Genomic DNA, 21,575 nt, shown 5'->3' with positions numbered 1-21,575 from the left:
ATTTAAAGTATTTAATCCTTATTTCCTTTAAATAATTTTTTAATTCTTTTGAATAACCCTTTGTTTTGCTTTCCTTCTTCCTCAAACTCCTTTGTTTTTTCTTTATCAGGATTTGTAAATAGCTTTTTCAAAAATCCATCTTCCTTTATGGGTGGACAGTCCATCAATCGGTTGGCTCTATCAGATAGAGCTGTGAATTGACTTTTACTATATCGATTTAAACTAGGGTCAGAATTTACTTTTTGCATCCATAGACCGAATATAGGTAAAGCCGAATTAGCTCCTTGCCCTATTGAAGTGCTTCTAAAACCTATGCTTCCATTGTCTGTACCCGCCCAACTTACGGTCACCAAATTAGGCAATAACCCTACAAACCAGCCATCTCTATTGTTCTGGGTAGTACCTGTTTTTCCTGCAATAGCATTATTCAATTTATATCTCCATCTTAATCTTGATGCAGTTCCTGAATTGACAACCTCTTGCATCATTTCTAAAATCATTTCTTGATTAAGATTTGAAAAGGCTTTTTCATATTCTTCCTTTGGTTTGAAGGTTGCCAAAACATTTCCGGATGCATCAGTTATTTTTTCAATAAAATAATTTTCAGTTGCCTTTCCATCATTCAGAAAAGAAGAGTAAGCAGTGGCTAATTCAAGCACACTTAACTCAGCTGTACCTAAAGCTAATGAAGGTACCTCAGGCAATTTTGATTTAATAGCAAGACTTTCTGCAAACTCGATTAAAGATGGAATACCGGTTTCTTCCAAAATTTTTACCGAAACGGTATTCATTGATTTCCGCAATGCTTCCTGCATATTTACATTTATATATGTATAATCCTCATTGTCACTGTTTGTGGGCTTCCATCCTTCCAAATTTTCATAAGCAACTGCACTAGCTGGAAAATAATCACAAGGTTTAACCCCATTCTCCAATGCATTTAAATATACAAATGGCTTAAAAGTAGAACCGACCTGTCTCCTACTTTGCGAAACGTGGTCATATTTAAAATACTCAAAATCAATTCCTCCGATCCAAGTTTTCACTGCTCCGGTTTTTGGTTCCATTGCCAAAAAACCAGCCTGCAATGTTTTTAATGAATGCTGAATGCTATCTAGCACACTCATTGTTTGAACATCACTTCCAGACCAATCAAAAACTTGCATCTTCTTTTTTTCATTTAATATTTTTTGGATTTCCTGCTCGGTTTTACCTTGTGCTTTTAAGGCTTTATAGTGATGCGTTCTTTGAATATATCTTTGATAAACCTCCTTCTTTTTCCAAGGTGCAAGATTACCCCAATTTTGTTCAAATGCCTTTTGTAAATTCTGCATATGCGTTCTCATGGCCGATTCCGCATATAATTGCATGTTTTTATTTAAGGTGGTATGAATTTTTAACCCATCACCATAAATATCTACTGATTCTCCTGTATTCTTTTCATATTCTTTAGCCCATTCCACTAGCTTTTTCCTCACTTGCTCTCTAAAATAAGGAGCAATTCCCACATCTGCTTTCATGGGGTGGTAATCCAAATGAATATCTTTATTAATATGCTCATTATGGATTTCTTCTGTTATTTTATCATATTTTTCCATTTGAGATAGCACAACATTTCTTCTTTCCATGCTATTCTCTGGAAATATTCTAGGATTGTAAGTATAAGTGGCTTTTAAACTTCCTATCAAAATAGCAGATTCATCTATTTCGAGCTGATTTACAGGTTTATTGAAGAAAGTACGTGAGGCCGCTTCAATTCCAAATGTATTATCAGGAAAACTAACCGTATTTAAATACAAAGTCAGCAAATCTTCTTTAGAATATATCTGTTCTAGTTTTTGCGCAATAATGGCCTCTTTAATTTTGATTACTAGAATTTCAAATTTATTAGAATATTCACGAGGGAATAAATTCTTAACTAGTTGTTGAGAAATAGTACTTCCACCACCTCCTGATCGATCTTGAAGGATTATTGTTTTTACTAAAACACGAATCAAACTTCTGTAATCAATTCCGGAATGCTCAAAAAAGCGGACATCTTCTGTTGCAATTAAGGCATCAACCAAATGATCTGGAAAATCCTCAAATTCTACGTTAGACCGAAAACTTCGGTATAGAAATCCAATATTTTCACCGTTCTCATCTACTATTTCAGTGGCTTGGGCATTTTTAATATTATTGAGAAGTTCATCATTTGGTAATTTTCCAAAAAAACCTGCTTTAGTACTATAGAAAAATAAAACAGTAAGTAATATACCTGACCCCAACAGCAAGGCTATATATTTTATAATTATTTTTTTAAGACTTGTTTTTCTTTTCTTTTTAGACATGTTATTATATGGAATCCAATATTAAGTGATACGAAGAATAGTCATTTGGCTTATATTTTTAATAAGGCACTAATGATTCTCCTATATTTACTTGTTAGGTTCTATTTGAATTATCCTGCGAAGAACGGAAAAACCACTTAAAAAGTGTAATGAAAATGTCATAAAGGCTGAAATTTTAAACAAAAGCACAAAATTTTCATTAATTCAAAAAAGAAAGATTGTATGTTTGTACACTCAAAAAAAGAAGGACATTGTGAGTAAAACCATAAGAATAGGCGGAGTACCAGAACATTATAATACACCTATACATTTAGCGATAGAATCAGGAGCCATAGAAAATGAAGGTTTAAACATTGAATGGAAAACCTTTGAAGGCGGAACTGGAGAAATGCGTGAAGCACTGATCAATAATGAAGTGGATATTTGTGCTATATTAACAGAAGGAATCGTAAGTGGGATTTTACAGGGAGTGCCAGCCAAAATAATTAGCGGTTATGTGAAAAGCCCTTTAATTTGGGGAATCCATAGCGGAACTGAGAATCCTATAAAAGATCATAAAGAAATATATGACAAGCAATTTGCTATCAGTAGAATTGGCTCCGGTTCTCATTTGATGCCTATCGTTGATGCTTTGAATAACGATAAAAAAATAGATGAATCTCAATTCAAAATTATTCAAAATCTTAAAGGAGCATTAGATTCCCTCCAAAAACAGGAAACGGATGTTTTTTATTGGGAAAAATATACTACCAAGCCCTATGTTGAAAGAGGAGAATTGAAACGCATAGGTGAATATGTTACCCCTTGGCCTTGTTTTGTTTTGGCAGCTCATACTGAAATTATTAATGAAAGGCCTAAGGATATTTCAAGGGTCTTAAGACAAATACAGCGCACATCTGCCATGTTTATGGAAAATGAAAATGCTGTAAATATAGTGAGTGAAAGATTCGGAATTAAAAAAGAAGACGCTGCCAAATGGTATCATGCAACCGAGTGGGCTACCGATGGCTGGGTAAGTAATAAAATGTTGAAAAATGTAGTCTATACATTAAAAGAAGCCAATATTATTGATGAAATGGCGGATACACAACAATTAGTTTGGCAAAGAAACAGTATTTAAACCTTACTTTATATTTAATTATGAGCAAAGCAGAAATAGTAACTAACAAAGGCACATTAAAAATAGAATTTTATGATGATGCCACTCCCAATACAGTGAAAAACTTTCACAAATTGGCCAATGAAGGATTTTATGATGGGCTAACTTTCCACAGAGTAATTCCTGATTTCGTTGTGCAAGGTGGTTGCCCTGACGGAACTGGAGCTGGTGGCCCAGGATATTCAATTGATTGCGAAACAGATGGCGATAAGCAATATCACGACAGGGGTGTTTTATCCATGGCGCATGCCGGAAAAAATACTGGTGGTTCACAGTTCTTCATCTGCCATAGCAGACAAAACACACAACATCTGGATGGAAAACATACTGCTTTCGGAAAAGTGTATGAGGGCTTAGATGTTATTGATGATATCCGTCAAGGAGATGTGATGGAGAAAGTGACGATTGTGGAATAAAGCCCCCTAACCCCCAAAGGAGGAGTTGAGTTGTACAAAAAGTCCATTAATACTTGATAGAAATGTAGAGATCAGGGAGTTGGAAGTAGAAAGCTAGAAATACTTCCTACTTCCAGCTTCTATCTTCCGACTAATTACTTTCTAAAATCTGGAATAATTCATCCAATTTAGGGGTTAAAATAATTTCTGTTCTTCTATTTTCTTTTCTTCCTTCAGCATTTTCATTTGTAGCCTTAGGTGCAAACTCCCCTTTTCCTGCTGCTGTTACCCTTTCAGGTGATGCTCCATTTTGAGTTAAAATTCTCACAATTGAAGTAGCTCTCAATACGCTTAAATCCCAGTTGTCCTTCAAATATTTATTATTCCCAGAAATAGGGACATTATCGGTATGTCCTTCCACTACAATATTCACATCTTGATTGTCTTTTAATACTTGTGCAAGCTTCTTTAGCGCCTCCACACCTTTTGCATCAACAACAGTACTCCCGGAATTGAACAATAATTGCTCAGCAAGCGATACATAAACTTTACCGTTTTTTACTTCCACAGTCAGGTCATTTTCCTTAAAATTGAGAAGTGCCTCACTTACTTTTTGTTTTAAGGCATTAACGGCCGCTTCCTTATCTGCCAATACTTTTTCTAGTTCTGCAACCCTTTCCTCACGCTCGGCCAAATTAGCCGCTAGTTCATCATTTCTTTGTTTGGAAATTTCCAGATCAGCCTCCATTTGAAGCAATTGTTTTTCTTTATTGGCCAAATCTTTATTGAGCTTACCACTGCTGCTCATCAATTTATCATAGTAATCATTAAGTGTTTCATATTGTTGTTGTAGAGAATCTAAACTATTTTGAGAATCTTGAAATGCTTTCTTGGCTTGCTCAAGTTTTTCTTGCTCTTCGGTTAACTCTGCTTCTAAAGATTCAATGGTGTTGTTTTTAATAGTAAGTTTATCTTCCAACTCCATTTTCTCAGCATCAGTCTTCACTTTTTCGGCTAATAGTTCATCATATTTTTTTTGTGTAACACAAGCCACACTACTAAAAATTACTAAGGCAATAAAAATTTTTCTTATGATCATTTTTTCAGGTTTTATTATATTGAAAATTGTAACGAAATGATTTAAATATTGATTGTATCTTTTTAAGATTTAAAGTTATGAAAAAGAAATTAGTAGTCTTAACCGGAGCTGGAGTAAGTGCAGAAAGTGGTATCCCAACATTTAGAGGAGCAGATGGCCTTTGGGAAGGACATGATGTAATGGAAGTAGCCTCCCCACAAGGCTGGGCTAAAAATCAGCGCTTGGTATTAGATTTTTATAATCAGAGAAGAAAGGCAGTTTTGGAAGCGGAACCCAATGAAGCACATAAAATTTTGGCAGAATTGGAAGATTATTATGATGTGCAAATAATTACACAAAATATTGACGACCTACATGAAAGAGGTGGCTCTTCGAAAGTTTTGCACTTACATGGTGAGATCAAAAAAGCCAGAAGCTGTGTGGATGAAAATCTAATTTATGAATTAGACGGTTGGGAAATCAAAGAAGGAGACTTATGTGAAAAAGGCTCCCAACTACGGCCACATATTGTTTGGTTTGGAGAAATGGTACCCATGATTGAACCTGCAGCTCGAATAACCGCTGGAGCAGATATTTTATTAGTAGTGGGTACCTCACTACAGGTCTATCCTGCTGCTGGCTTGATTCATGAGGTGGGAAAAGAAGTTCCTATTTATGTTGTTGACCCAAGTACTCCTGAATACTATGGAAGTAATCAGGTAACAGCTATAGCAAAAAGTGCAGTGGAAGGAATGAAGGAGTTGAGGGAAATGTTAAAAGAGGAAAGTTAATGATTGAAAATTTTGACACTATTCCAAAACCTTTCGAATTTCATTGGCTTTTTGCATGAGAGCTTTCATTTCTTCTACATTTTCTGTTTTCAATTGCTCTTGAAATTGCTGTAACTGCAAAATGTACTCATCCAGCGCTTTGCTGAGATATGATTTGTTCTGCTGAAAAATCGGAGCCCACATATCGGGAGAGCTTTTAGCTAAACGCACCGTACTTTCGAAACCACTTCCTGCTAAATTGAAAATATTTTTTTCATCATTTTCTATATTCAAAACTGTTAATCCCAACATGAAGGAACTGATGTGAGAAAGATGGGATACATAAGCTAAATGTTTGTCGTGGCTTTCCGCATCCATATAAATATTATCCATATTCACGAGCTCAAATAACCATTTGGCTCGTTTTTTAGATTGATCACTACATAATTCGAATTCACAAATAATATTCTTCTTACCACTAAAAAGCTTTAAAAACGCAGCTTCTGGTCCTGAATATTCTGTTCCAGCTATTGGGTGAGCCGCCACAAATTGTGACCTTTTAGGATGGTTTTTTACCGTTTTACAAATACTAGATTTGGTAGATCCCGTATCTAGAACCACTGAATTTGATGAAATATTGGATAGCAATTGAGGTAAAATTTCTTTAATTGCATTCACTGGGGTAGCCAAAATTATCAAATCAGATTCTAAAACTTCTATATCATTAGATGATTTAATCTCATCAATCAAATTTAATTCAAGTGCCTTTTTAGCATGGTCAGGGTTTTGATCTACTCCGTAAATTTTAATATCAGGAAATTGAGTCTTAACAACTAAAGCAAAACTACCACCTATTAATCCAAGTCCAAATACACTGAGACTGTTTACTCTCTGAATCATAATGAAAAATTTTGAAGCCTGTCCATTGCAGTTTTAAACTGACTTTCATTGGCACAAAGTGAAATTCTGATGTAGCCCTCACCTTGTGTCCCAAAAATAAAACCAGGACTTAGGAATATTTTATAATCATATAACAATTGATCAATCAACTTATCTGATGAAGACATTTCAGATGGTAATTTAGCCCATACAAAGAGTCCTTTTTGATTTTTATTGAAAGTACAACCTAATTTAATCAATATTGCTTCAGCTAAACTTCTCCTATTTTGATAAATTTGATTCAGATTTTCAAACCAGTCATCTTCCAAATTCAATGCCTCGGTTGCCGCTAATTGCAAAGGTTTGAACATGCCACTATCCATATTGCTTTTTACTTTCATAATGGCATTTATAAAATCAAGATTTCCCATACACCAGCCAACTCTCCAACCTGCCATATTGTGCGACTTACTTAAAGAATTTAATTCAATGGCCACATCCTTTGCTCCATCAAGAGACAATATACTTTGATAATCCTTATTTAAAATCATGGAATAAGGATTATCATTTACAATTAAAAATTGATGTTTTTTGGCTAGATCAACTAATTTTTGCAGCGTCTCTACAGTATATTGAACGCCCGTAGGCATATGAGGAGAATTGAGCCACAGTAATTTGATATTATCCAAATCCAACTTTTTCAGAGATTCAATATCCAACTGCCATTCATTTTCTTCTAATAAATGATAATATTTTATATCCGCTTGTACTAAATTGGCAACTGCAGCATAAGTTGGGTAGCCAGGATTGGGCACTAAAATTGTATCGCCTTTATTTACAAAAGCTTGAGTAATATGCATAATTCCTTCTTTGGAACCCACCAAAGGCAGAATTTCATTATCTGCGTTTAATGCTACATTAAAATATTTGGCATAAAAATCTGCTATTGCGTTTCTTAATTCCAGTATGCCCCTATACGATTGATATGCATGGACATTGGGTTTTTCAGCATTTTGAGTTAAAGCTTCTATTACCTTTTGATGTGGTGCCAAGTCAGGACTTCCGATACCCAAATTTATGACGGGAAAATCACTACTATCCAAGGCTCTGACTTCTTGGAGTTTCTTACTAAAATAATATTCCTCCACTGATTTTATTCTATTCGCAGTATTGATCATATTCACAATTGTAGCTTAACAAAAAAGCCTGAACATTATGCTCAGGCTCTATTAATATTGAAATATAGAAAAATGTTTTTGATCAAGCCCTAAATATCAATTTTAGCATATTTTGCATTTTTCTCAATAAAGTCTCTTCGAGGTGGTACCTCATCCCCCATCAACATACTAAATAAATGATCAGCCTCCGCTGCAGACTCCACTGATACTTGTTTCATTTTTCTAGTCTCAGGATTCATTGTAGTACTCCAAAGTTGCTCTGGGTTCATTTCACCCAAACCTTTATATCGTTGTAAGTGAACTGCTCCTTCTGTTCCATCAGGAGAAATTTCCTTTACAACTTGTACCCTTTCATCCTCTGTAAATACATATCGTTCAGTTTTACCTCTTTTTATTAAATACAAGGGAGGTTGTGCAATATATACATATCCTTTATCAATTAATTCTCGCATATAACGGAAAAATAAGGTAAGAATAAGCGTACGAATATGAGAACCATCCACATCGGCATCCGTCATGATCACAATTTTATGATATCTTAATTTATCAAGATTTAAGGCTTTTTCGTCATCCTCGGTACCAAAGCGAACACCTAAAGCAGTTAGAATATTCTTGATTTCATCATTATCATAAATCTTATGTTCCTGAGCTTTCTCCACATTTAGGATTTTACCTTTCAAAGGTAAAATAGCTTGGAAATTACGGTCACGACCTTGTTTAGCAGATCCACCCGCAGAATCACCCTCTACTAGATATAATTCACAAATGGAAGGATCTTTCTCAGAACAGTCTGCCAATTTACCTGGCAAACCAGTACCAGACATTACGTTCTTTCTTTGTACCATTTCACGGGCTTTCTTGGCAGCATTTCTTGCTTGAGCTGCTAATATCACCTTTTGAACAATGGTCTTGGCGGCTTTTGGATTTTCCTCTAGGAAATATTGTAGCGTTTCAGAAACACAGCTTTCCACTGCTCCCATCACATCCGAATTACCTAATTTGGTTTTGGTTTGCCCCTCAAATTGAGGTTCCGCTACTTTTACAGAAATAATGGCAGTTAGTCCCTCACGGAAATCATCACCGGTAATTTCAATTTTTTGCTTTTCTAAAAGTCCCGATTTATCAGCATAACTTTTCAAAGTTCTTGTTAAAGCTCTTCTGAAACCTGAAACATGGGTACCCCCTTCTATTGTATTAATATTATTCACATAGGAAACCACATTTTCCGAATAAGAGGTATTGTAATTCAATGCAACCTGAACTGGTACACCATTTTTTTCCCCTTCCATGTATATAGCCTGAGGAATTAATTTTTCACGGCTTCCGTCCAAATAATCAACAAATTCTAATAATCCACCCTCAGAGTAAAAGTCTTCCTCCTTAACATTCCCTTCTTCATCTTTTTCTCTGTGGTCAACTAATTTTATTTTGATACCAGCATTTAAATAAGCCAATTCCCTTAATCGAGAGGCTACTGTTTCATATTTAAACTCTGTTTCTATAAATATAGATGTATCTGGTTTAAATCGTATTTTTGTTCCCGTTACATCAGTTTTACCAACTGGTTTAACTGGTTCCTTCGGAAAACCTTCTGAATATTCTTGTTCGTAGATTTTACCATCCCTGCTATAAACAGTAGCCAAGAGATAGGTAGAAAGTGCATTTACAACCGAAATACCAACCCCATGTAATCCACCTGATACTTTATAAGAATCTTTATCAAATTTACCACCGGCATGCAAAACGGTCATTACCACTTCCAAAGCAGAACGCCCTTCTTTTTCATGTATATCAACCGGGATACCTCTACCATCATCGGTTACGGTAACTGAATTATCATCGTTAAGTTCGACCGTAATTTGCGAACAATGGCCTGCCATCGCTTCATCTATGGAGTTATCGACTACTTCCCATATCATATGATGAAAACCTTTCACGCCTACATCACCAATATACATAGCCGGTCTTTTCCTAACTGCTTCTAATCCCTCTAAAACGGTAATATTACCCGCTGAATAATCTTTGTTCTTATTATCTTTTTCTGTACTCATAGTGTTTTTACCAAAAGGTCAAAAATAGGTTATTTTAATGGATTTTGATAGCTTTCTTATGTGTTTTTTACTTTTTGTACCATTATTCCCTATCAAATTAATTATTATTAAAATTTGCTATTCAATTATTAATACTATAAATTTAGTATTTAAGGATTAGTTAATTATTAAATCATGAAAAAATTAGCACTAATAATATTGATTTCAATGGGTTTACATCAACTGACAGTAGCCCAAAAAACTTATAAATTTTACAATAAGCAAGATTCCATAGATTATAATCATTATAGCTTGATTATGCGAAATGGATATAAAATCAGTGTAGAGGATGGAGTTTTTAAAAGGGAATTAGTAGATAGTAGTTATCAAGATCCAGAAAAATTTATTAGTTGGGATTCAGCCTATTCACTTTCAAAACAAATTCCAAAATTTGAATATTATATTAGGTCACAGTCTGAATCTCACCTTGACTCTGACCAACTAAAAAATCATAATCAATATGATACTATAACTCACATTTCATTTGAGGGATTGGATATTAAAAGATTACCACTATTTAAATTGCTGAAATGTAAAAATTTAAAAGAAATTGAATTAGTTAATACTTCCGTTAAAAAAATTCCCTGGTTATTAAACTGGAAAATATTTGGTTTGGATAGTTTAGAAACTATTAGAATATATAATCATGCTCCAGGTGAAAGGATAAAATTTAAAAAGAATACCAATATCAAAGAATTGGTCTATAGAGATAGCCCATACTCTCCTATTCCCAATAATTTCCATAAGCTCAAAAAAGTAAAAGAAATCGATTTTGCCAGAAATGATTTTAGGTCCAATACTAAATTCCATCTTGAAAAGCTTAAAAATCTGGAGCATCTCAACCTCTCAAGAAACAATATCGATCTACAAAATTTGGCTAACGACAGTGTTCAGAACTTGAAGTATATTGTTTTATCATTTAACAATTTAACCTCAGTTCCAAAGGAGATTGGCTTATTAAAAGATTTAGTGGATTTACAATTTGCTGAAAATGAAATTAAAAGTGATCAAATCCATCATGCTTTAGGTAGTTTAAGGAAATTGGAAGTCCTTTCTTTCTATAAAAATGATTTGGACAGTCTTCCTCCCTTTATTTTCGACCTGAAAAACTTGATAGAGTTGGATCTATATTATAATCAAATCGAAAAACTGCCTAAAGAACTAGGAAACCTTCAAAATTTAGAAAGATTATATGTTGCTCATAATCGGTTTTATAGTATTCCAGAAAGCATTGGTAATCTTAAATCATTAAAAGAATTTTACATTCATCATAATAGGGTTTCCTATTTACCTGAAAGCATAGCAGATTTAAAACATATAACTGATTTTCATATTCATAATAATTACTTCCAGGGTTTTCCTGAATTTATCTTGAATTATGAGAAACTAGAGGATTTGGATATTTCGTTTAATGAAATACATAAATTTCCGCCTGATATATTGAAGCTTGATCAATTGAAATATTTATGGATGAGGGGCATAACTTTTGAAGCCTCTAGCAAAGAAGAGGCTGATGAGTTGAAAAATACTTTAGAGACTTTGCAGCAAAATGGGGTAAAAGTCAGTATTGAATTAGATCAAGAAATCAGTCCGTGATTTGAAAAAAACTTTCCAAAGTTTCAAATTAAGAAGAAGGACTTTCAACTTTTCCTAAGTAGAAAGAAATAATTATGATAATATATAACTTTTATGAAGTTTGATTAATTGAAGATCGCTCCTTGCTACTTAAACTTAGCTTTTAGCAATAAAATCAATCCACATACAAAAGCAATAGCCTCACAAAAAACTCTAATCCAATGCCAATTTCCCCATTTAATTAATTCATTTTGAAGTGCCTCATTTGAAATTGATCTTTCAGCAAAACTTAAGTTTGCTTCTTTAAAATAAATAAAAAATGTAGAAAAAAACAGCAGTGAAAATATAAACATCAACCACATTAGAACATCAGTTTTTGACTTGGATAAAAGGCTGAAAAAAAATATGATAGTAGGCAAAATAGTAGATGCAATTGTTAAGGGTGCATAAAAATGATATAGTTTTGTTCCATAGGCTTCGTAAAACATAAAAAAACCATCGCTTGATAATTCTTTCCAATAAGGGACAATAAGCACTGCTTCTGCAAGCTGAGACCCCAAGAAAACCCCCAAGGTGCAAGTTGATAAGAGTAAAAGTATTTTTTGAGCCATCTTAATTAATTTTATCTTGAATGCATCAAATTTACCTTAGCTTAAAATCAATTCCATTTACATAGGTTGATAAATACTATCCTAATGAAAGTTTTTTTCTTATTCGGCTTAATTGTGTTGGGGTAATACCCAAATAGGAGGCAATATGATATTGAGGGATTTTCTGCTCTAATTCTGGAAACTGCTTTTGAAAAATAAGATACCGTTTTTCAGCATCTAATAATACTAATTCAATTTCCCTTTGTTCCTTCTGAACAAAATAATATTCTGCTAAAATTCGTGCTATTCTTTCAATGTCAGGAAAAGTAGAATATAGTGATTGTAAATCGGCATATTTTGCTACCCATATAGTGCAGCTTGAGAGTGCCTGCTGATTTATATTGGACGGTTTGTTAGTTATCAAGGAGGCATAACCTCCTATTAAACAGGGATTAAGAAAAAAGTGTTTGTTATATTCAACTCCTTTGTCATTTCTGTAAAAAACTCTAATAATACCATCCTCTAAAAACCCAATTTCTTTTGCAATTTTTCCTTCTGAAATAAAGTAATCACCTTTTTTTAAAGTTCTTGGTTCAAACAACACTGAGAATTTATTCCAGCTTTCTGTTGAAACTGAAGAAAAGTCATTTAAAAATTTTTTAAAGACAATCATTGTAGTGTTGTGCATTTTAAACTGATCACGTAATGCCACATATTTACCATTCTATAATTTCTTTATCTTTTGAATTAAGAAATTGATTGCACCTACTAAATGGTTTTGAACCAAAAAACCCTCTGTGTGCCGCAAAAGGTGAAGGATGTGCAGACTCAATAACATAATGTTTATTACGATTTATAATTGCACCCTTCTTTTGAGCATAAGCACCCCATAATATAAAAACTAAATTTTCTTTATCCTCTGAAAGTTTTTGAATTACGGTATCCGTGAAATTCTCCCAGCCTTTCTTCTGATGAGAACCAGGAGATTTTTCCGCAACAGTCAATGTGGCATTAAGCAACAAAACCCCTTGTTGCGCCCAGCCCGTCAAATCACCATTTGGGGGCATTGATTTTCCCAAATCAGCTTTTCTTTCCTTAAAGATGTTGACCAAAGAAGGTGGCATAGGAACTCCCGGGCGGACGGAGAAACAAAGACCGTTTGCTTGTCCTGGCCCATGATAAGGATCTTGTCCCAAAATCACCACTTTCACCTCATCAAATGGGCATGCATCAAAAACTTTGAAAATTTCTTTAGCAGGTGGATATATCGTTTTATTTTGATATTCTGATTTAACAAATTTTGCTAATTCAAGGAAATAATCCTTATCAAACTCCTTTGATAGTTTATCTTTCCAACTTTTTTCAATTTTTACATGCATAAATTTATTTTTCCTTAAAATTATAAAAAGATATAAAAAGCCAATAGTTTTCAAGCAATGTAATAAATCCATAAACTATTCATGTGCTTCATTCGTTGATTTAACTATATTTACATTATGGTTCAGTCAATCACAAAAGGTATACACGTTTGCGTTGAAACGGAATTCCAGCCGGAATACAGCAGTCCGGTACAATTCCACTATGTCTTTACATATAAAGTTGTGATTGAAAATAAGGGAGACCAAACCGTACAATTGCTTCGAAGACAGTGGTTTATTCATGATGCTGCTTCTGATATGAAAGAAGTAGAAGGAGAAGGTGTTATTGGTCAACAACCCATTTTAGAACCCGGACAGAAGCACACCTATGTTTCAGGATGTAACTTAAAGTCTCCTTTTGGTAAAATGCATGGCTATTATCAAATGGAGAGAATGCTGGACGGACAATTAATTGAAGTAAGGATTCCTGAATTCAATATGATTGCCCCTTATAAACTAAATTAAGTTGAATTTCTTTCTAATAAAAGAATACATTAGGTATTTCCATTACAAAACAGACGAGCATTCGATCCACTCCCCTTTCTTCTACAATTTTTATACAAATCTGGTTAAGAAAACATACGATTACAAGGAATGGAAATCAATTGAAATCCAAAGAAAGCAGTTATTAAAAGATGAATCTGAATATGAGATTTTAGATTTAGGAGCAGGTTCAAAAGTAGAAAAGTCTGCTGTCCGTAGGGTGAAATCCATTGCAAAACACAGTTTATCAAAACCAAAATTCTCTCAGTTTTTATTTCATTTAATTAGACTTTATCATTTCAATAATATTGTAGAGCTAGGGACTAGTTTGGGAATCAATACTGCTTATTTGGCTAAAGCTAATCCTGATGCAGGAATCAACACTTTTGAAGCAGATCCCAATGCAATTGAAATAGCTAAAAAGATCAATTCAAGTCAAGAAAACATTCATTTTCATGTGGGAGATATAGCCAAAACACTTCCTGAATTTTTACAAAAATCGAATCATAATATCGAGTTAGTATATGCTGATGCCAACCATACTTATGAAGCAAGCATTCAATATTTTAACTTTATACTTCCACATCTTTCTGAAAATTCAATTTATATTATGGATGATATTCACTGGTCTGCTGGTATGAAAAAAGCTTGGATAGAATTAAAAAACAGGCATGAAGTCACCTCAAGTATAGATTTTTTTGATGCAGGCTTATTGTTTTTCAATACTGATTTTGAGAAACAAGATTTTGTTTTGGAGTTTTAATTTTCATCTTGATAAACAACTCACTTCCCTGTCTTTCTGGAATTGAATTATAGGCAGTCTCCATTTTTATGATTTCGAAATATTGAGCAAAAAGCTTTTCATATTCTTCCCTTCTTCCTCCAAAAGGAGGATGGCCGTCAAAAAGCGGGATATTAAACAGCAATCCTACTAATTGTCCTTCAGGTTTTAATAACTCCAGCATTTTTTCAGCATAATCCTCTCTTAATTCTGGACTTAGGGCACAGAAAAATGTTTGTTCAATGATATAATCAAATTTTCCTTCCGCATCAAAGAAATTTATATTCCATAATTGACTTTTAGGGAAATCCGGGTTTTCCTCGGAGAATTTATTTAGAGGAACTGCAGAAAAATCTAATAGGTAAACATTCTTAAATCCCTTTTTCCATAAATAGGAAGCCTCATAAGCATTTCCACAACCTGGGATCAATATTTTTGCATTTTTATCCTTAACCTTATCCATAAATTCAGTGATCGCAGGTGAAGGATATCCTATATCCCAACCGAGTTGATTACTATAATATCTGTCTGTCCAATAAGATTCATTTAACTCCATGCGGTAAAATATAATATTTGTTTAAATTTGTGGTTTGTATTTAACGAAGAAAATATACTATTTGTAGTACAAAAACTTATTTTCATCAGCAAACTTATTAAAAAGTTCGACCTATTATGTCAGAGGAATCAAAAAACTCAGCTTACAACGATTTGGAAAAAGAGAATAAAAGCTCTAAAAGAAATATCATAATTATTGCATTTCTAGTCATAATTGTGGCGATAATTGGTATAAAATTTTATCTGGATTCTGTAAAAGAAAATGAGGAACTACAGCAAAACTTAGAACAAACCTATGGAGAATTGGATAGCATAAGTTCTCAGTTGGATATGAAAATTGCTGAGATAGAGAACTTAGGTGGGGATATAACAGAATTACAACTTATCCGAAAAAATCTGGAATCGGAAAAAGAAGAGCTTAAAAAATCTAATAATTGGGCTGCAAATCAAATTCAGCGCTACAAAGATAAAGTGAGTGGTTATGAAGAATTATTGAATCTTCAGGATGAAAAAATTAAAAAACTTGAAGCCATCAATAAGGAATTACTTTCTGAAAACACCAATTTAAAAACTGAGAAGAATCAATTAAATGACAGTATCTCCAGACTTAAAAACAATAGAGAAGAATTGGAGGATAAGGTTGCAATGGCTTCAAGATTAAAAGCAGAAAATATTAAAATAATTGCAATTAATTCAAGAGGTAGAGAAAGAGATGATAAGGAATATAAACCTCGTCATATTGAAAAATTAAAAATACAATTCAACTTAGCCGAAAACAATGTTGCCCAGCCAGAAGGAAAAGATATTATTCTTAGGATAATAAACCCAATTGGCAATGCTTTATTCGATGTGGCTACGGGCTCTGGTTCCTTTATGATAGATGGGAAAGAAATGTTCTACACTGCCAAACAAGAAATTCTATTTGACAATACGCAACAGGAACTTTCTTTTGTGTACGATAGAGGCGAGGAATATGAAGAAGGTGTTTATCAATTAGAATTATATGCTGATAATTATTTGATTGGTAAAGAAAAGTTCTCAGTTAATTAATCTGTCATATCAATTCTAAATTCTTCCTACAATAGTTTTATTAAAATGAGCGTCAAAACTTTTAGCTTATTAGTACTAATATTATTCTGTTTTGAGTCTTTTAGTCAGGAAGATAAGCAATATCTAGTGCCAGAGTTTTTGGTTGGGTCAATTGTACCAAATTATCTCAATTCGCCATCTTTTGGTGCAAAAATTGGTGGTGCTGTCACTTATTATAAAAGTGCCGAGCGAAATACCCTTACCAATCAATATTATAATTATCCACTTTTAGGAATCCAAGCAGGTTTTTATCGTTTAGGTAATCCAGAAGTTTATGGAAATGAAATTAATTTGATGCCGGTATTAGGTTTAAGAATGAAAAAAGGCATGTTTCAATGGGGAATTGGGACTTCATATTTTACTAAAACCCATAGACAAAATGAGAAAAACCAATCTATAGGAAGCCATTTTAATTGGGCTTTTCAATGGATGTATTACCGTTCATTTGATCTCTCAGAAAAAAGAAATCTTCGCCTTGGAATTGGATATAGGCATTCTTCCAACGGCCATGTTCAGCTTCCAAATTATGGGCTGAATTCAGCAGTATTCTCAATGACCTTCACGCCAAAAGAGCTTAAGTCCTCAATGCCTGATAAGGAAGAGGTGAGTAAAAGCCGGTCATTTTTTCTCAAAATAAGAAGTGGGATCGGTTTACATGAATTTGGAAGTACAACTTCCCCAGTGGGTGGAGAGAAAAAATTAGTGTTTAGTCAAAGTCTTGGAGTTGGTTTTATATTTAAGGAGCATTTCAGATGGTACGCAGGTTTTGGTACTCGTTATTATCAGCATTTTGCAGACTCCATAAAAAATAGTGATGAATTACAGGCACTTAATGTTCATCCCAACAACCACTTTTTTATGATGGGAATAGAATATTTAATTTATCATGTTGGTATCTCTATTGAAGGCGGAATTAACATATCCAAACCTTTCTATTACCATTTTTCTGAGAGATTTGAAAATACTGAATCAGTTAAATATACATTGAAAAAGCTATTCCCTAGCAGAATGGGATTAAAACTATATTTGATTAATACGGCAAAAAAGCCGAAACATAATATATATATTTCGGCTCATATCAATGCCAATTTTGGGCAAGCAGACTTTTCAGAAGCTAGTTTGGGTTATGTTTATAATTTCTAGTATTACCATATATATAGATGATTGCCCTCTTGACTTACTTCAATCCTAATCTTTCTAATTGCTCATTAAATAATTTTTGAGCTACCTCTTCTTGTTCAATCACATATCTTACACCAACATATTTTTTCGGTTTACCATCAGCGTCAAAAACTGGAGAAATAACAGCATCTACCCAATAAACAGATCCGTCTTTAGCTCTGTTTTTAACAATTCCTCTAAACACTTTTCCCGATTTAATGGTATCCCATAACAATTTAAATACTTCAGAAGGCATATCAGGATGACGAAACAAATTATGTCCTTTTCCGATCATCTCCTCCTTGCTATATTTAGCTACCTCTATCAACTTATCGTTTACATAGGTAATAGTGCCAAATAAATCAGCTTCAGAAATAATGGTCGATTCATTAAGGATATCTTCCCGTGCCTTCATTTCAGCCTGCAATTTTTCCATATCCTTCATCTGTCTTTCCATCTCATCGGATTGGGCACTTAGTTCTTCCATGTTCTGCCGGAGCTCCTCTTCCTGTTGTTGCAATTGTTGGTTTTGTTCCTCTGTCTCCTTATTTTTTCGCTCCATCTCCTCCTGAGTGGCTTGTAATTCCTCCATATTCTGATGAAGTTCCTCTGCTTGAGAACGCATTTGTTCTTCTTGCTCCTGAGAAAGTTCTAATAAGCGCTTAGTGTTAACATTAATCTTATTCATGTTAAATGAAGTTGCTAAACTTTCTCCCAGGTTCTTCAAATAATCAACTTTGTAATCAGGTAAAACTTGAAATGAAGCAATTTCCAATATACCTTCAATTTTCTCATTAGTCATTAAAGGTATAATCACAATATTTTTAGGTGGGGCATCCCCTAAACCACTTTTAATTCGCACAAAATCATCTGGAACATCAGTCAAATAAATCATATCCTTTTCCAAATAACATTGGCCAATCAAACCTTCACCAGGACGGACTTTATCTTTAATAACTTTTTTTCTACCAAAAGCAAAAGCCGCCTTCATTTCCATGTAGGGCTCTTCATCTTCATCATCTTTCTCCACTAAATAAATAGCACCTTGATTACCTTCAACATATTTAACTATTTCACTGATTACCTCTTTGGAAAGTTGAGCTGGATTATCGTGTTGTCTAGTTAGCTCATTAATTCTGCCTAGTCCCTCTGTAACCCAAGCCCTATTTTTTTCTTCTTCCTGTGCTTTTTGTACTTCTTCTAAATTCTTTTTAAGAATGTCTTCTGATTTATGTAGTTCTTGGGTTTGCTTTTTATTATTTTCAATTAAATTTTGACTTCTAAGCTCGGATCTATAATTGATATACGCCAGCATAAAAACGATAATAAATAACAATAATACCGATACCACATAGTTCAATTCAAATAAAAATCCTTCTGTAATAAAGCTGACATCAACAGAATCAATCCAAACAAAAGGTAGGTACTCCACTCCAACAAAAATGATCAAATTAAATAATACAGCAAATATCAAATATCCTTTTTCCCTTATATCGAATACTAAGAACGGTATAACAGAAAATGCCATCATGATAAGGTATAGTACTAATGGCAGGGAATTACTTGCCTGTAACAAATTTGCGTTAAATAAGGCAGCTAGCAATAAGGGAATTAGAGCTGAAAATACTCTTGCTAGATATATAAGTTGAATTTTGTTAAAAAACCAAACCAAACTCATAGCGAGGATTCCTATTAAAGGAATTACTATAAGCTCTTGCACATAAAAATAGGAGATAATTGAAAAAGGAAGTGCAACAAAAAGAATATTAAATAAAGCGATTGCATTACACAATCTTATCTTAGAATTGACGTAATTAGGATACTTATTATGCACCCCAATATTTTGTAATCGAAAAAAAATGTTCATGTAAAAATAGAATTGATTTAAAAATCATGACAAATGTCATCATAAAATTAAAAAAATAAATCTCTCAGAAAAAAGATTAAAACAGTAAGTTAAACTGTAATTTGTGAGGGTTTCTGCTCTATGAATTCAGATTTTTCAAAAATAATAAATGAAAAAAAACCATAATAAGATACAGATATATTACCGAATTGGTATTCGAAATGGCTATACAACAGCCTATTTTGAAATTCAAAATCCCCTAGTTCCATAAGATCTTCTGCACTTAATGCTATATTTTGATGATTAGCTCCATAATCTTTTGCAATACGTGATAAATAATCCTCTTTTTGGGGGACTAAGAATACGATAAGTATCAAAAGAAAAATCAGTGATATCAATAGCTTTCTAGACATATCAAAAAAAACTATATTAAGCTAAAAAAGTTGGCAAAAAGTCGAATTTTATATGTCTTTACATTCTCCCGTGTAATCTTCTACAAACTGAAGATCTAATTCATTATTATCCTCAAACATGAAAATTTCCATCACAAAAACACCTTGAGAAAATGTTTGGGCATTTGATCCCATCCATAATGTATCCGATTGATATACAATATTATTTGAAATTCCTTTGGCTAAAATATATTCTGTGTTGATTGTGTCCATATTTATCCAACACGTATATTGTTGTAATGGAAAGAATCCTACTGAATCTTGATGACCACCGATATCATAATAAAAAGTATCAAAATCCACGCCACTGTCATTGAATAAAGCTAAATTGGCTTTACTATTTTGCACTTCTCCGCAAACAACAGGAATGCATAAATCTTGATTTAATTGTTCAAAATCGGAGCAAGCAACTGAGACTATAATTAAGAATAAAAAAGAAAAAATGTATTTCATAAATATTACTATCAATCCTTAAGACAGCTGAAACCCAATAAAGGTTGTAAGTGTTGAATAATAATTCAATAAACTTTTACTAATATTTTGCTGTATTTAAAGATTATCACTATTTTTGCGCTTCAAAATAAATAAATATACAATGCAATTGAAAAATTACGAGACGGTATTCATACTTACTCCCGTTTTATCTGATGCTCAGATGAAGGATGCTGTCGACAAATTCAGAAAAGTCTTGGAAGACAAAAAGGCTGAAATCATTAATGTTGAACAATGGGGCTTGAAAAAGCTAGCTTACCCAATTCAACATAAAAGTACTGGTTTCTACAACCTAATTGAATTCAAGGCAACACCTGAAATTGTTGCTGCACTGGAGTTGGAGTATAGAAGAGACGAGAAAATCATGAGATTCTTAACAGTAGCTTTAGACAAGCACGCTATAGAATACGGAGAAAGACGCAGAAAAGGCGCATTTAATAAACCTAAAGAACAAAAAGAGGAGGTAGCGAAATGACACTTCATAACGAGCCAATAAACCAGAAAAAGCAGGATAATCAAAAGAAATATTGTCGATTCAAAAGATACGGCATTAAATATATTGATTATAAAGATCCTAACTTCTTATTGAAGTTTGTAAATGAGCAAGGTAAATTATTACCAAGCAGAATTACAGGAACAAGCGCAAAATATCAGAAAAAAGTGGCACAAGCAGTAAAAAGAGCAAGACATATTGCCTTATTGCCTTATGTTACTGATTCATTAAAATAATTAACCCAATAAAAATTTATCAAAATGGAAGTAATCTTAACACAAGATATAAATGGATTGGGCTATAAAAATGATACAGTAACTGTAAAGCCCGGATATGGTAGAAATTATTTAATCCCACAGGGATTTGCCATTATCTCCAATAATTCAAATGCAAAGAAAATTGCTGAGAATATTCGTCAAGCAGCGCATAAAGCTGAAAAACTGAAGAATGATGCCGAAGAAATTGCCAATAAAATTGGTGATTTGACTCTTAATATTAAAACCAAAGCTGGTGAAAGCGGTAAAATATTTGGAGCAGTAACCACTGTACAAATTTCAGATGCTCTAAAAGAGAAAGGTTTTGATATTGACAGAAAGAAAATCGCAATTTCTGGAGACATAAAACAATTAGGAGAATATAAAGCAGTAATCGATTTACATAAAGAAGTGAAAAAAGAAATCTCACTTGTTGTAGAAGCTGACTAATTCTTCGAAAATCAAAATATCAGAAAGCCTTTTGTAGTTTTACAAAAGGCTTTTTTT

General features: G+C 33.3%; 23 protein-coding genes. 11 read left to right on the top strand and 12 right to left on the bottom strand.

All coding sequences use genetic code 11. The features are described from left to right. Window positions 1–11 precede the first annotated feature (11 nt). Window positions 12–2,330: a penicillin-binding protein 1A gene (locus tag ACFE0M_RS14300; RefSeq protein ID WP_434546458.1), complete on the bottom strand. Its 2,319-nt coding sequence runs from the start codon at window positions 2,328–2,330 to the stop codon at window positions 12–14. Window positions 2,331–2,583: 253 nt separating this feature from the next. Between ACFE0M_RS14300 and ACFE0M_RS14295 the strand changes: the two genes are divergently transcribed. Both ACFE0M_RS14295 and ACFE0M_RS14290 read left to right on the top strand, forming a co-directional pair. Next, entirely contained in the window at window positions 2,584–3,450 is an 867-nt protein-coding gene (locus ACFE0M_RS14295) for a substrate-binding domain-containing protein (RefSeq protein WP_434546457.1), read from the top strand. Window positions 3,451–3,470: 20 nt separating this feature from the next. Beyond that, window positions 3,471–3,905, top strand: coding sequence for a peptidylprolyl isomerase (locus ACFE0M_RS14290; protein ID WP_434546456.1), 435 nt, complete (start codon window positions 3,471–3,473; stop codon window positions 3,903–3,905). Window positions 3,906–4,035: 130 nt separating this feature from the next. On the opposite strand, the gene ACFE0M_RS14285 is transcribed toward ACFE0M_RS14290, so the two are convergent. Continuing rightward, window positions 4,036–4,983 carry an OmpA family protein gene (locus ACFE0M_RS14285; RefSeq protein WP_434546455.1) on the bottom strand — a complete coding sequence of 316 codons (948 nt, stop codon included), beginning with the start codon at window positions 4,981–4,983 and terminating at the stop codon, window positions 4,036–4,038. 77 nt (window positions 4,984–5,060) lie between these two features. On the opposite strand from ACFE0M_RS14285, the gene ACFE0M_RS14280 reads away from it, so the two are divergent. Beyond that, the gene (locus ACFE0M_RS14280) at window positions 5,061–5,753 is read left to right on the top strand and encodes an SIR2 family NAD-dependent protein deacylase (protein WP_434546454.1); all 693 of its coding nucleotides are present in this window, start codon (window positions 5,061–5,063) and stop codon (window positions 5,751–5,753) included. Window positions 5,754–5,771: 18 nt separating this feature from the next. Here ACFE0M_RS14280 and ACFE0M_RS14275 read toward each other — a convergent pair whose 3' ends face one another. The 3 genes from ACFE0M_RS14275 to gyrB all read right to left on the bottom strand — a co-directional run bounded on the left by ACFE0M_RS14275 (window position 5,772) and on the right by gyrB (window position 9,840). Beyond that, window positions 5,772–6,632, bottom strand: a complete 861-nt coding sequence (locus ACFE0M_RS14275) for a prephenate dehydrogenase (RefSeq protein WP_434546453.1) — start codon at window positions 6,630–6,632, stop codon at window positions 5,772–5,774. Continuing rightward, on the bottom strand, window positions 6,629–7,789 hold the full coding sequence (locus ACFE0M_RS14270) for a pyridoxal phosphate-dependent aminotransferase (RefSeq protein ID WP_434546452.1): 1,161 nt from the start codon (window positions 7,787–7,789) through the stop codon (window positions 6,629–6,631). The genes ACFE0M_RS14275 and ACFE0M_RS14270 overlap by 4 nt, the downstream gene beginning before the upstream one ends. Window positions 7,790–7,878: 89 nt before the next feature. Continuing rightward, a complete protein-coding gene (gyrB, locus tag ACFE0M_RS14265) occupies window positions 7,879–9,840 on the bottom strand; it encodes a DNA topoisomerase (ATP-hydrolyzing) subunit B (protein ID WP_434546451.1) in 1,962 nt (653 codons plus the stop codon). A gap of 174 nt (window positions 9,841–10,014) precedes the next feature. Between gyrB and ACFE0M_RS14260 the strand changes: the two genes are divergently transcribed. Beyond that, window positions 10,015–11,475 (top strand): leucine-rich repeat domain-containing protein, encoded by a 1,461-nt coding sequence (locus ACFE0M_RS14260; protein WP_434546450.1) that lies wholly within the window; start codon window positions 10,015–10,017, stop codon window positions 11,473–11,475. 125 nt (window positions 11,476–11,600) lie between these two features. Here the strand turns inward: ACFE0M_RS14260 and ACFE0M_RS14255 are convergent, their stop codons facing one another. The 3 genes from ACFE0M_RS14255 to ung all read right to left on the bottom strand — a co-directional run bounded on the left by ACFE0M_RS14255 (window position 11,601) and on the right by ung (window position 13,423). Then, window positions 11,601–12,065 (bottom strand): hypothetical protein, encoded by a 465-nt coding sequence (locus ACFE0M_RS14255; RefSeq protein ID WP_434546449.1) that lies wholly within the window; start codon window positions 12,063–12,065, stop codon window positions 11,601–11,603. A gap of 76 nt (window positions 12,066–12,141) precedes the next feature. Continuing rightward, complete coding sequence (locus tag ACFE0M_RS14250) at window positions 12,142–12,732, bottom strand: Crp/Fnr family transcriptional regulator (RefSeq protein ID WP_434546448.1); 591 nt, start codon at window positions 12,730–12,732, stop codon at window positions 12,142–12,144. Window positions 12,733–12,760: 28 nt separating this feature from the next. Next, window positions 12,761–13,423, bottom strand: a complete 663-nt coding sequence (ung, locus tag ACFE0M_RS14245; protein ID WP_434546447.1) for a uracil-DNA glycosylase — start codon at window positions 13,421–13,423, stop codon at window positions 12,761–12,763. A 117-nt stretch (window positions 13,424–13,540) separates the two neighbouring features. Here ung and apaG point away from each other — a divergent pair, with 117 nt between their 5' ends. Next, complete coding sequence (gene apaG / locus ACFE0M_RS14240; RefSeq protein WP_434546446.1) at window positions 13,541–13,927, top strand: Co2+/Mg2+ efflux protein ApaG; 387 nt, start codon at window positions 13,541–13,543, stop codon at window positions 13,925–13,927. Window position 13,928: 1 nt separating this feature from the next. Next, entirely contained in the window at window positions 13,929–14,708 is a 780-nt protein-coding gene (locus tag ACFE0M_RS14235) for an O-methyltransferase (protein ID WP_434546445.1), read from the top strand. Here ACFE0M_RS14235 and ACFE0M_RS14230 read toward each other — a convergent pair. Beyond that, a complete protein-coding gene (locus ACFE0M_RS14230) occupies window positions 14,665–15,282 on the bottom strand; it encodes a methyltransferase domain-containing protein (protein ID WP_434546444.1) in 618 nt (205 codons plus the stop codon). The genes ACFE0M_RS14235 and ACFE0M_RS14230 overlap by 44 nt on opposite strands. Window positions 15,283–15,398: 116 nt before the next feature. Between ACFE0M_RS14230 and ACFE0M_RS14225 the strand changes: the two genes are divergently transcribed. Then, complete coding sequence (locus ACFE0M_RS14225) at window positions 15,399–16,331, top strand: coiled-coil domain-containing protein (protein WP_434546443.1); 933 nt, start codon at window positions 15,399–15,401, stop codon at window positions 16,329–16,331. Window positions 16,332–16,376: 45 nt separating this feature from the next. Further along, complete coding sequence (locus ACFE0M_RS14220) at window positions 16,377–17,513, top strand: acyloxyacyl hydrolase (RefSeq protein WP_434546442.1); 1,137 nt, start codon at window positions 16,377–16,379, stop codon at window positions 17,511–17,513. A 34-nt stretch (window positions 17,514–17,547) separates the two neighbouring features. Here the strand turns inward: ACFE0M_RS14220 and ACFE0M_RS14215 are convergent, their stop codons facing one another. The 3 genes from ACFE0M_RS14215 to ACFE0M_RS14205 all read right to left on the bottom strand — a co-directional run bounded on the left by ACFE0M_RS14215 (window position 17,548) and on the right by ACFE0M_RS14205 (window position 20,282). After that, a complete protein-coding gene (locus ACFE0M_RS14215; RefSeq protein ID WP_434546441.1) occupies window positions 17,548–19,398 on the bottom strand; it encodes a PAS domain-containing protein in 1,851 nt (616 codons plus the stop codon). A gap of 89 nt (window positions 19,399–19,487) precedes the next feature. After that, window positions 19,488–19,790, bottom strand: a complete 303-nt coding sequence (locus ACFE0M_RS14210) for a hypothetical protein (protein WP_434546440.1) — start codon at window positions 19,788–19,790, stop codon at window positions 19,488–19,490. 48 nt (window positions 19,791–19,838) lie between these two features. After that, window positions 19,839–20,282 (bottom strand): hypothetical protein, encoded by a 444-nt coding sequence (locus tag ACFE0M_RS14205; protein ID WP_434546439.1) that lies wholly within the window; start codon window positions 20,280–20,282, stop codon window positions 19,839–19,841. Between the two features lie 142 nt (window positions 20,283–20,424). On the opposite strand from ACFE0M_RS14205, the gene rpsF reads away from it, so the two are divergent. From rpsF to rplI, 3 genes are read left to right on the top strand one after another with little or no spacing between them, the layout of a single operon-like run. Beyond that, window positions 20,425–20,796: a 30S ribosomal protein S6 gene (gene rpsF / locus ACFE0M_RS14200; RefSeq protein ID WP_085515787.1), complete on the top strand. Its 372-nt coding sequence runs from the start codon at window positions 20,425–20,427 to the stop codon at window positions 20,794–20,796. After that, a complete protein-coding gene (gene rpsR, locus ACFE0M_RS14195; RefSeq protein WP_013452439.1) occupies window positions 20,793–21,050 on the top strand; it encodes a 30S ribosomal protein S18 in 258 nt (85 codons plus the stop codon). Before rpsF ends, rpsR begins: the two co-directional genes overlap by 4 nt. 24 nt (window positions 21,051–21,074) lie before the next feature. Further along, window positions 21,075–21,518 carry a 50S ribosomal protein L9 gene (rplI, locus tag ACFE0M_RS14190; protein ID WP_434546438.1) on the top strand — a complete coding sequence of 148 codons (444 nt, stop codon included), beginning with the start codon at window positions 21,075–21,077 and terminating at the stop codon, window positions 21,516–21,518. Window positions 21,519–21,575 lie beyond the last annotated feature (57 nt).

Source organism: Marivirga sp. (assembly GCF_051117495.1).
Classification (GTDB): Bacteria; Bacteroidota; Bacteroidia; order Cytophagales; family Cyclobacteriaceae; genus Marivirga.
The sequence above is the reverse complement of the archived record's forward strand: the minus strand, read 5'-3'. Positions and strand labels throughout refer to the sequence as shown.